The sequence below is a fragment of the Clostridioides sp. ZZV14-6154 genome (genome assembly GCF_020657785.1).
In the GTDB taxonomy this organism is placed as follows: domain Bacteria; phylum Bacillota; class Clostridia; order Peptostreptococcales; family Peptostreptococcaceae; genus Clostridioides.
The window spans coordinates 76196-87581 of sequence record NZ_JAGWCY010000012.1 but is presented as its reverse complement, the minus strand read 5'-3'; the positions used below and the strand labels follow the sequence as shown (position 1 = coordinate 87581).

The 11386-nt window shown below is 30.3% G+C and carries 10 protein-coding genes; all 10 read right to left on the bottom strand.

Annotation, left to right across the window (positions count from 1 at the left end):
• Positions 1–305: 305 nt before the first annotated feature.
• The 10 genes from KGF45_RS17340 to tilS all read right to left on the bottom strand — a co-directional run bounded on the left by KGF45_RS17340 (position 306) and on the right by tilS (position 11264).
• Positions 306–500: a hypothetical protein gene (locus tag KGF45_RS17340; RefSeq protein ID WP_227842931.1), complete on the bottom strand. Its 195-nt coding sequence runs from the start codon at positions 498–500 to the stop codon at positions 306–308.
• Between the two features lie 308 nt (positions 501–808).
• A complete protein-coding gene (gene lysS / locus KGF45_RS17335) occupies positions 809–2341 on the bottom strand; it encodes a lysine--tRNA ligase (RefSeq protein WP_227828677.1) in 1533 nt (510 codons plus the stop codon).
• Positions 2342–2355: 14 nt separating this feature from the next.
• Positions 2356–2835: a transcription elongation factor GreA gene (gene greA / locus KGF45_RS17330; RefSeq protein ID WP_227828676.1), complete on the bottom strand. Its 480-nt coding sequence runs from the start codon at positions 2833–2835 to the stop codon at positions 2356–2358.
• A 108-nt stretch (positions 2836–2943) separates the two neighbouring features.
• On the bottom strand, positions 2944–3912 hold the full coding sequence (dusB, locus tag KGF45_RS17325) for a tRNA dihydrouridine synthase DusB (RefSeq protein WP_227828675.1): 969 nt from the start codon (positions 3910–3912) through the stop codon (positions 2944–2946).
• 136 nt (positions 3913–4048) lie between these two features.
• Positions 4049–4819: a type III pantothenate kinase gene (locus tag KGF45_RS17320; RefSeq protein ID WP_227437521.1), complete on the bottom strand. Its 771-nt coding sequence runs from the start codon at positions 4817–4819 to the stop codon at positions 4049–4051.
• Positions 4820–4837: 18 nt separating this feature from the next.
• Entirely contained in the window at positions 4838–5428 is a 591-nt protein-coding gene (locus tag KGF45_RS17315; RefSeq protein WP_227483268.1) for an ECF transporter S component, read from the bottom strand.
• Between the two features lie 196 nt (positions 5429–5624).
• Positions 5625–6584 (bottom strand): P1 family peptidase, encoded by a 960-nt coding sequence (locus KGF45_RS17310; protein ID WP_227828674.1) that lies wholly within the window; start codon positions 6582–6584, stop codon positions 5625–5627.
• Entirely contained in the window at positions 6577–7554 is a 978-nt protein-coding gene (locus KGF45_RS17305) for a biotin--[acetyl-CoA-carboxylase] ligase (protein ID WP_227828673.1), read from the bottom strand. Before KGF45_RS17305 ends, KGF45_RS17310 begins: the two co-directional genes overlap by 8 nt.
• 317 nt (positions 7555–7871) lie before the next feature.
• A complete protein-coding gene (gene ftsH, locus KGF45_RS17300) occupies positions 7872–9842 on the bottom strand; it encodes an ATP-dependent zinc metalloprotease FtsH (RefSeq protein ID WP_227842930.1) in 1971 nt (656 codons plus the stop codon).
• Between the two features lie 33 nt (positions 9843–9875).
• Positions 9876–11264: a tRNA lysidine(34) synthetase TilS gene (gene tilS, locus KGF45_RS17295; RefSeq protein ID WP_227828671.1), complete on the bottom strand. Its 1389-nt coding sequence runs from the start codon at positions 11262–11264 to the stop codon at positions 9876–9878.
• Positions 11265–11386 lie beyond the last annotated feature (122 nt).

Here is an 11386-nt window from a genome sequence, read left to right as displayed (position 1 = left end):
AGGATCAAACTCTCAAATAAAAGTTTATCAGGCTCAGATACTATTGTTATCAAAATATCTGGCTTTATGGTTTGTTTCTTGTTTTATAAATTAACCTACTGTTTAATTTTCAAAGTTCATTTTTCATGTTTGCCCTTTTCTTAAGGACAAGTAATACTATATCACCTTAAAAATAATTCGTCAATACTTTTTTTGTTTTTTATTTTAAAAAAGGTTATAGCTCTTTGTTTTTTTTAATACATTTAACTAAAACTAACAGATATAACCCTTGATATTACAAGTAACACATGCATATACAGTTTTTCCTATTTTGCAATTTTATTTTCATAAGAATATGAGTTAGCTCTGACTCTATCTGCCCAAACATTTATACTCTTAACTTTATTAACCTTAGTTGTACTTTCAAATATATCCATTGCATCCTTACAAAAATATACCATAACATCAAGAACTAAAAATCCAATACAAGCTAAACATAAAAAATCAATTACTTGAAACATCACACATTCCCCCAATAATTTTTTATATATAGTATTCTCAAAACTTATTCCTTTTTCCTTCCCAAAAATTACTTTAAATATTTTCATAATAAATTACTTTCAATCATATTTTCTAAATATAAAGTTCCAATCAACAAAAACTAATATCAGTTTGTAACGTTTGTTGGTAATTTATAAATTAAATACATGAAAATTTTTTTAGAATATATAAAAAGCATTCTACATTGACATTTTAAATAAAATAAAGCTATTTATTGATAATTTAATAGCTCTATTCTATTTAAAACTTAGTAGAATGCTTGTATTTTTTATTTTTCTTCTTCTTCTTTATTTTGATTATTATCAATAGGTTTCATAGTTGGGAATAATAATACGTCTCTTATAGATGGAGAATTAGTTAATAGCATAATAACTCTATCTATACCTATTCCTAGTCCACCTGTAGGAGGTAAACCTACTTCTAATGCTTTTAAGAAATCATCATCCATTTCAAAAGCTTCATCATCTCCTAATTCTCTTTTTCTCAATTGGTCCATAAATCTTCCTTTTTGGTCAATTGGGTCATTAAGCTCAGAAAATGCATTAGCTAATTCCCACTTATTAGCAAAAGCTTCAAATCTATCAGTTCTTCTTGGGTCTTCAGCATTTCTCTTAGATAATGGAGATACTTCAACTGGATGATGTGTTATAAATGTTGGTTGGATTAATTTATCTTCTCCAAACTCTTCAAAGAAAGCATTTATTACTTCCCCTCTTCTCATTCCAGGTTTTATTTCTATGCCTTTTTCTCTAGCAATTTCTAATGCTTCTTCATCTGTATTTATTGTAGAAAAATCTACACCAGAATATTCCTTCACACAATCTTCCATAGTCATTCTCTTCCAAGGAGGTGTAAAGTTTATTTCTGTTCCTTGATAGTTGATTATCATGCTTCCTGTAGCAACTTCAGCCATATGTGCAACAACATTTTCTGTTATCTCCATCATATCAGTGTAGTCTGCATATGCTTGATATAATTCTATAGCCGTATATTCAGGATTATGTTTTAAATCCATACCTTCATTTCTAAACATTCTTCCCATTTCATAAACTTTATCAAATCCACCAACAATAAGTCTCTTTAAGTATAATTCGTTTGCTATTCTTAAATACATTGGTATATGTAAAGTGTTATGGTTAGTTATGAAAGGTCTAGCATTTGCTCCACCCGCTATAGTATTTAATATTGGAGTTTCAACTTCTAAAAATCCTCTGTCATCTAAATATGCTCTTAATGCTTTTAATGCTTTCGTTCTAATTAAAAAAGCATTTTTTACTTCTGGGTTCACTATTAAATCAACATATCTTTGTCTATATCTTAATTCTTGATCTTTTAATCCATGGTATTTTTCTGGTAAAACTTGTAAAGATTTGCATAATAATACTACAGATTTAGCCTTTACAGATATTTCTCCCTTTTTAGTTCTAAATATTTCCCCTTCAATACCAATTATATCTCCAATATCATATGTTGAAAATACACTATATTCTTCTTCCCCTATAGCATCTAATCTTACATAAGATTGAATTCTTCCTTCTTGGTCTTGAATATCTATAAAACCAGCTTTACCTTGTATTCTCTTGCTCATTATACGTCCTGCTACTTTTGTAGTTTGACCTTCAAGAGCTTCAAAGTTATCTTTTATTTCCATAGAATAATGAGTTCTATCATATCTACTTTCTTTAAAAGGGTCTCTACCTGACTCTTGTAATTTTTTTAGTTTATCTCTTCTTACTTGAAGTACTTCACTAAGGTCTTCTTGAATTTGTGCTTCTTCATTGCTTTGTTGATTATTTTTCATTTTTTTCCTCCAGATTATCTTCTTATTTCTAATATTTCAAACTTAGCAACTCCATCAGGAACTTGCACTTCTACAACCTCTTTAGCAGCTCTTCCTAAAAGCGCTTTTCCTACAGGAGATTCGTTTGATATTTTACCGTCATATGGGTCTGCTTCTGTTGAACCAACTATAGTATATTCAACATCTTCATCAAATTCTAAATCTTTAACTTTAACTATTGAACCTATTGTAACAACATTAAGGTCTATTTTGCTTTCATCTATGATAACAGCTTTTCTAACCATATTTTCTAATTTTAAGATTCTTTCTTCAACTTGTGCCTGTTCCTTTTTAGCTTCATCATACTCAGCATTTTCAGATAAATCACCAAAAGATATAGCAACCTTTATTCTCTCTGCAACTTCTTTTCTCTTTACAACCTTTAAATTCTCTAATTCTTCTTCTAATTTATCGTATCCCTCTTGTGTCAATAAAAATTCTTTATTCTCTTCCATTATAAATACAACTCCTTCACAAATTTCTTAGGAATTTTCCTAATTATATTTTAAAATTTTTATAATCTTTTTTTAATTTATGCGCTATATTATAAGTCACTATTATTTTTATGTCAAGGAGTCTTCCATATAGTACTCCAATTTCGACACAACTTCTTGATAGTCTTCTATTTTATTAATTTCATCTCTCAGTCTTGCAGAGTTTCTAAGACCTTTTAAATACCAAGCGATGTGTTTTCTCATTTCCCTTACAGCTACATACTCTCCATGTTCTTCTACTGCAAGCTTTAAATGTTTAATGGCAGTACTTATTTTTTCGTTAAGAGTTGGCTCTGGTAAAATCTCGCCTGTATTCATATAATGGTTTATTCTTTTAAATATCCACGGGTTACCCTGAGCACCCCTACCTATCATTATAGCATCACAACCCGTTTTGTCTAACATATTTATTGAATCTTCTATTGTAAATACATCACCATTTCCTATAACAGGTATATTTAAATTTTTCTTAATATCTGCAATTATATCCCAATCTGCTTTACCTGTATAATATTGCTCTCTCGTTCTTCCATGTATTGCTAAAGCACTTATTCCACAAGCTTCTGCCATCTTTGCTATCTCAACAGCATTTATATTATTATCATCCCATCCTTTTCTTATTTTTAAAGTAACTGGTTTCTTTGAATTCTTCACTACCGCCTTTAATACCTGCTCTGCAAGTTTAGGATTTTTCATAAGTGCTGAACCATCCCCATTTTTAACTACTTTTGGAGCTGGACATCCCATATTTATATCAAGGATTTCATTTGGATATTCATTCATTATTTCTGCTGCTCTTCCCATAAAATCTGGTTCAGAACCAAATATCTGAACAGCTACAGGATGCTCTTCTTTTTCTATCTTAAGCATTTTTTTAGTATTTTCATCATCATAGCAAAGTGCCTTACCATTTATCATTTCTGTATATAAAAGTCCACATTCTTGTTCTTTACAAATTAATCTAAATGGAAGGTCTGTTACCCCTGCCATAGGTGACAGAAAAACTTTATTTTTTAATTCTAAATTTCCTACTTTCATCGTTTTTCTCCTATATTTTCCTTTGTTTTTGTGATTTTATTTCTAAATCTGCATTTCCTCATTATAATATACCACATAACACTAAAAAACTATCATAAAAAGGGAATTGGATATATAATCCAATTCCCTGTATTAATTATTCTTGGTTTTTTTCATATATTATTCTTAATCCTTCTAGCGTTAAAAAACCATCTACATAATCTATACTTTTTGTTTCTGAAGCAATTAGTTTAGCTAGTCCACCTGTAGCTATAACCTTAACATCATCACAATTTAATTCTTTTTTCATCATATTTATTATTTTATCAACTAAACCTACATATCCATAAATTATACCAGATTGCATAGCTGATACAGTACTTTTACAAATAGTCATACCTGGTTTTGCTAATTCTACCCTAGGTAATTTAGATGCACTTTGGAATAATGCCTCACTAGATATTTTTATTCCTGGTGCTATTGTACCCCCTAGATATTCACCTTTTTCAGAAATAGCACAAAATGTAGTTGCTGTTCCAAAATCTACAAGTATACTTGGTGCTCCATATTTTTCTATGCCTGCTACAGCATTAACTATCCTGTCTGCTCCAACTTGTTTTGGATTATCATATTTTATATTTAGACCTGTTTTTATGCCTGGACCTACTATCAATGGATGCTTTTTACAGTATTTTATACAAAAATTTTCAAGAGAATGCATAACGTTTGGAACTACAGATGATATTATTACATCATCAATAGCATTTATATCCACATCATCATACTTAAATAAGCTACTTATTAGAATTCCATATTCATCAGATGTTTTTTCCTTATCTGTTTTAATTCTCCAATAATTAACTAACTTGTCACCTTTATATATACCTAAAACCATATTAGTATTTCCAACATCAAATACTAGAAGCATATGTCATTAACCTTCTTTCTATTTTTTGCTTTTCTTAAGTACAGCAGCAACGGCAGCTACTACTAAAGCTCCTACTATTGCTTCTGGTACTCCATTTGCTGCGGCAAGAGCCATTATAACCTTTCCTGCTGAACCATTTTGACCCATTGCTTGAAGATACTTGTCAGCATATAAAACATATATCATTCCTAAAACACCAGCTGTATTTAACAAAGAACCTACAGCTCCTGTAATTAATCCAGATATGTATACCTTACTTGTAGCATTGATTATTAGTTGATATACATAATAAGCCAATATACCTATCATAACTCTTGGCAATATTGAAACTAATGGATTTATAAAAACAAAAGATGTTACTGTTGGGTTTACTATAGCGTTTAAAAGACTTGATACTCCAAATATAAAGCCTATTGCTGCCCCAACTATTGGTCCTTCCATAATAGCTCCAATAATAACTGGTATATGCATTATAGTTGCTTTTGTAGGTCCAACTGGAATAAATCCCAATGGAGTCATAGATAGCATAATAGAAATAGCTGATAGTACTCCTATTATAGTCATCTTTCTTACATTTACTTTTCTTACTGATGCACTTGTGTTCATCATAAAAAATACACCTCCGTTCCAGCTCACTAACGATGCCGGACTACTTAATTTTTTGATTTTTCTTACTCTTATTTTTTATCATTATGAGTCAGGCTACTACTTTCAGGATGCCTGCTCTAACAAGAATAATTTTATCAAGACGAGTTGCCATTGTCAACAATTTGACAAGAAAAATATGCTAATTTCATCATATTTCTCATTTTTTTACTATGTCTTTATATGCTATTATATTTTCTACACTATCAGCTTTTTTTACTGCATTTATTATACTTTTTTCCACAGCCTCTACAGCTAATGAACCTAATAACGTTATATCTGCTTCTATTTCACCTTTTGACATTGTGAATATTGTATCTCCATCATGAGGTGTATGGATAGGAAAAATAGCTTTTGCATACCCATCATGACCCATTTGAGATATTTTTTTACATTCAGCTTTAGTCAACTTAGCATTCGTTGCTATAATTCCAATAGTAGTATTATCTATACTAAATCCGCCTTTACTTGCACCTTGTTTCATCAATTTGTATGTATCAATTGTTTCTGTTTTTTTATCATTTAAGGCACCTGCTATAACCTTTCCATCCTCATAAACATCTCCAAGAGCGTTTACAGCAATCAATGCAGATACAATCAATCCATTATCAAGTTTTATAGAATAACTTCCTATTCCACCTTTCATAGCATATTCTTGCCCTCTTATCTTTCCAACAGTAGCTCCACATCCTGCTCCATAATTCCCTTGATTTAAAACAGTTGTATTTGCTACTTCACAAGCTTTATAACCCATTTGTATATCTGGTCTACACTTAAAATCTCCTACTCCTAAATCAAATAAAACTGCGCCCACAACTATAGGAACTTTGCCAACTCCAACATCAAAACCAATTCCTCTCTCTTCTAAGTATCTACTTACTCCACAAGTAGATTCAAGACCATATGCAGAACCTCCTGCTAAAACTACAGCATGAACTTTTTGAACCATATTTACAGGGTCTAATAAATCGGTTTCTCTAGTTCCTGGAGCTGACCCTCTTACATCAACACCACAAGTTGCACCTTCTTCACAAATCACTACTGTACATCCAGTCATCCCTCTTCTATCCTCAACTTGCCCAACCTTTAAACCTTCTATATCTAAAATATTATCATACATATCCCTTTTCTCCTCTTATAGAAACTTCACCCGAAACAATTTCTTTTACACTTCCATCACTACTTTGAACCACTAAGTTACCATCTTCATTTATATCTAAGCATTTAACTAATTCTTTATCATTTCCTTTTAGTACATATATATTCTTATCTATAATCGCAGAATAATCTCTACATATTTTTAGAGTTTCTTCTTTTGAGTTATTTGCAATATAATCTAAATATAACTTTTCGAATTCAGCCAATACATTTCTGACAATATCTACTCTAGACAATTTGTATCCTTCTTTATACAATGAGGTAGCTTTCTCAGCTATTTCTGGCTCAAAGTCCATTATTTTAACATTTATTCCAATACCAAGAACAACATAATTTGTTCTTTCAATCTCAGCAGACAATTCTGTTAGTATACCACATATTTTTTTCCCATTTAAAATAACATCATTTGGCCATTTTATTAAAGTCTTTGCCCCTAGATTATTTAAAGCTTGTGTTACACTTGCTCCTGCTATTAAAGTTATAAATGGCGCTTTAAACGGTTCCATATCTGGTTTTAGAATAATACTCATCCAAATCCCTTCATGAGGTTTGGAATCCCAAGTTCTTCCTAATCGTCCTTTTCCCATATCTTGATGTTCACTTAAAATCACAGTTCCATCTATACTATTCACAGCCACTCTTTTTGCGTATTCATTGGTTGAATCTACAGTATCAAGATGCTCAATATTCTTACCAATAAACTCTGTTTTTAATTTATAGTAGATGTTCTGTGGACTTAATAAATCAGTTGGATTTTCTGCTAATCTATAACCTTTTTTATTTACAGATTCTATATTATATCCCTCTTCCTTTAGAGCTTTCATATGTTTCCATATAGCTGCACGTGACACACCTAATTGCTTTGACAACTCTTCACCCGAAATAAACTCAGATTTATTATTTAATATAATTTCTATTATCTTCTCTCGCATACTTCACCTCTAATATGACATGATTTCATGACTTATTTTCTTCTAATAAGTAATTATACATTATTAATATATTTTTAATACTACTAATTTTAAAATTCCTTTTTAATATATTATCATAAGTAAACGTATATACCCATACCATTGATTTCCATAATTTAATATTCTACCTAATCTTTGATAAAATCACAAAAAAACTGAAAGTATTAATTAAATTGATATATGCAAATATACTTTGTTTATCAATTTAACATTATACTTTCAGTCTTAATATTTAATCCTTAATAGATAATACTCTTAAAATAATCAATGTTTTAAAATTATTTATCTTCATCAGATTTATTTTCTTGATTTTTATTTATATCAACAACATTGTTTCTTTCTTCTCTATCTTTTTCTAGATTTATAGTTAATTGCTCTTCAGTTTCTTTAGGAGAATTTTCCTCTGTAATTGCATTTTCAATATCATTTAATGGTAATTCTTTATTAAATGCTTTTATAAATTGATCTGCATCTAAAGTTTCATAGATAAGTAGGGCTTGAGCTACATACTCCAGTCTATCCATGTTTTCTTGTAATATACTTCTTGTCTTATCATATGCACCATCAACTATACGTTTTGTTTCTTGGTCTATTTCAAAAGCAACCTCTTCAGAATAATTTCTCTTACTTGAAAAACTATTACCTAAAAATACTTCATCATCACTGTCAAATGACATTGGACCAAGTTTAGAACTCATTCCATATTTTGTTACCATACTTCTTGCAGTAGCTGTAACTCTTTCTAAGTCATTTGATGCTCCTGTAGACACATCTTTTAGCACTAACTCTTCTGCTACTCTACCTCCAAGTAAAACTACTATGTTTTCTTTCATCTCATTTTTAGTAGCATAGAACTTATCTTCAACAGGAAGCTGCATTGTAAATCCTCCTGCTCTTCCTCTTGGTACTATTGTAACTTGATGAACAGGACTTACTTCCTCAAGTATATGAGCACAAACTGCATGCCCGCCTTCATGATATGCTGTAAGTCTTCTTTCTTTTTCACTTATTACTCTTGATTTCTTAGCTACACCTGCTATAACCTTTGTTATAGCTTCTTCTATAGTTTCCATCTTAATTTTCTTTTCTCTTTTTCTAGCTGTTAGTATTGCAGCTTCATTCATTAAGTTTTCTATATCAGCAGGGGTAAATCCTGGTGTTCTTCTAGCTAATACATCCATTTTAACATCATCATTTAGTGGTTTATTTCTTGAGTGAACTTTAAATATAGCTTCTCTACCTTTTACATCTGGTGTACCAACAACTACTTGTCTGTCAAATCTTCCTGGTCTAAGTAAGGCTGGGTCAAGTATATCTGGTCTATTTGTTGCTGCCATGATTATTATACCTTGGTTTACTCCAAATCCATCCATCTCAACTAGAAGTTGATTAAGAGTTTGTTCTCTTTCATCATGACCTCCACCAAGACCTGCTCCTCTCTTTCTACCAACTGCATCGATTTCATCTATAAATATTATAGCTGGAGCGCTTTTTTTAGCTTGCTCAAATAAATCTCTTACTCTTGAAGCCCCAACCCCAACAAACATCTCAACGAAATCAGAACCACTTATACTGAAAAATGGCACTCCTGCTTCTCCAGCAACTGCTCTTGATAGATATGTTTTACCAGTTCCAGGAGGTCCTACCATAAGCATTCCTTTTGGTATTCTTGCTCCTAATTCAATATATTTCTTAGGATTCTTCAAGAAGTCTACTACTTCTTGTAAATCTTCTTTTTCTTCATCCAATCCAGCTACATCTTTAAACGTAACTCTAGTTTTTTCATCATCCTTATGAACCTTAGCCTTTGACTTACCAAAGCTCATAACCTTTCCGCCTCCACCTTGAGACTGATTCATAAATACAAACCAAAGAATTACCATAAAGAATATTAACAGTAATGTAGGTAGCATCTCAACAAACCAAGGTGTAGATGGTTTAGCTTCACCACCAAATGTTAATTTTCCAGCCTTAGCTTGATCTAACACTTCATCTGCCAGTTTATCTCCCATTATTTCTGTTGGAACATATGATTTAAACTTTGTATTTGTATCTTTTATAGTACCTTCTACAGAAGTTTGATTTACAAAGTACAATCTTGATATATTCTCATCGGTTAATTCCCTATATACTTGGGAAAATTTTAAATCTTTTATTTTTTCTGTAGGCTTACCTGAGAATTGAACTATACCTACTATAATTATAAAAACAAGTAGATAAAAACCTGCCCCTTTTAGCAACTTATTCAATATAGAAGCCCTCCTTTCATACATTGCTTTGCCCTATAATTTGTTAAAATTAATTTTTAATACTTCTTTTGTGCTTTCATCAATTTTATAATTCTCACTGATTTTATAATCTCCAACACATATTATTCCTTCACTATCTGTGATTATAGGAATTTTACATCTTTCTTCTCTTGGGATTTTTAAATCTATGAATAAATCCTTCACTTTTTTACTTCCCATAGCAAGTTTTATCTTATCACCTTGCCTTCTGCTCCTTATTACTATACCCCCTTTTACCTTATTAAAATCAAACCCTTTAGATGAATTGTCTAATTTCATACTCTTATACCTATCTATACTCATTACTTGGGTCTCAATAATTTGTTTTAATTCTTTTATTTTTATAAACCCATTACTAGGTATATTGTAATAAAATTCAATTTCCTCACTAACAATTTCCTCATTGGTTAATATTATACTGTCTTTTTTTCTATAAACAAATATATTTCTCGGAAGAGTTATCATTTTATTTACTTTTGAATCGCTTTCTAAAGACATTATGTCCTCTATATGTTTTTGATCAACAAAATTAGTATCTCCTAGTATATGTTTTATAGAATTTCTAAGAACCCTAACTTTGATAGCATCATGTAAGCAAATAAAAGCTTCTAAATTTATGTCTACAAAGCTCTTTTCTTTTATATTTGAAACTTCTCTAAATTTAGCTTCTGCCTCTTTCTCAATATAATCGTTATCACTTTTTAAGCTATTGCTCATCCTCACTATAGATTCTATTACATTTGAATTAAAATTATCCTTCATATATGGTAAAAGGTCTAACCTTATTTTATTTCTAGTGTATATGTTTTCTAAATTTGTTTTATCTATTCTAGGATTTAAATTATAAGCTTTACAATATTCCTCTATATCTATTCTCTCTACATCCAAGATTGGTCTAATTATACAGTTATCTCTAATATAATCAATTCCTTTTAACCCCTTAAGACCTGTTCCTCTCATAATACGCATCATGACAGTCTCAGCTTGGTCATTGAGATTATGACCTATAGCTATTTTGTTAGCTTTAATCTTATCCTTAATTTCATAAAACATTTCATATCTTAGCTTCCTTGCTCCTTCTTCTAATGATAACCCCTCATTTTCACAATATTTTGGTACATTAATAGACTTTACAAAGAATACAATTCCCATATCCTCACAAAGCTTAGATACATATAATGCATCTTTTTGAGCTTCTATTCCTCTTATTTGATGATTTAAATGTGCTGCATATATTTCTATATTAAAATCTTTTTTTAATCTATTTAGTACATGCAATAAACAAACTGAATCAGGTCCTCCAGAAAGACCTAAAACTATTTTATCGCCTTTTTGTATTAAATTATGTTTATTTATAGTACTTAGTACCTTATCAAATATCATATTTATCCCTCTTACACTTAGTTTTATTCACTTTTAAGTATACTTTCTATAAAAAAACGCTAAACCCTTGTATCAATTTTAAGAAATTAAAGTTTAATATAAATATAATAATACCAAATAAA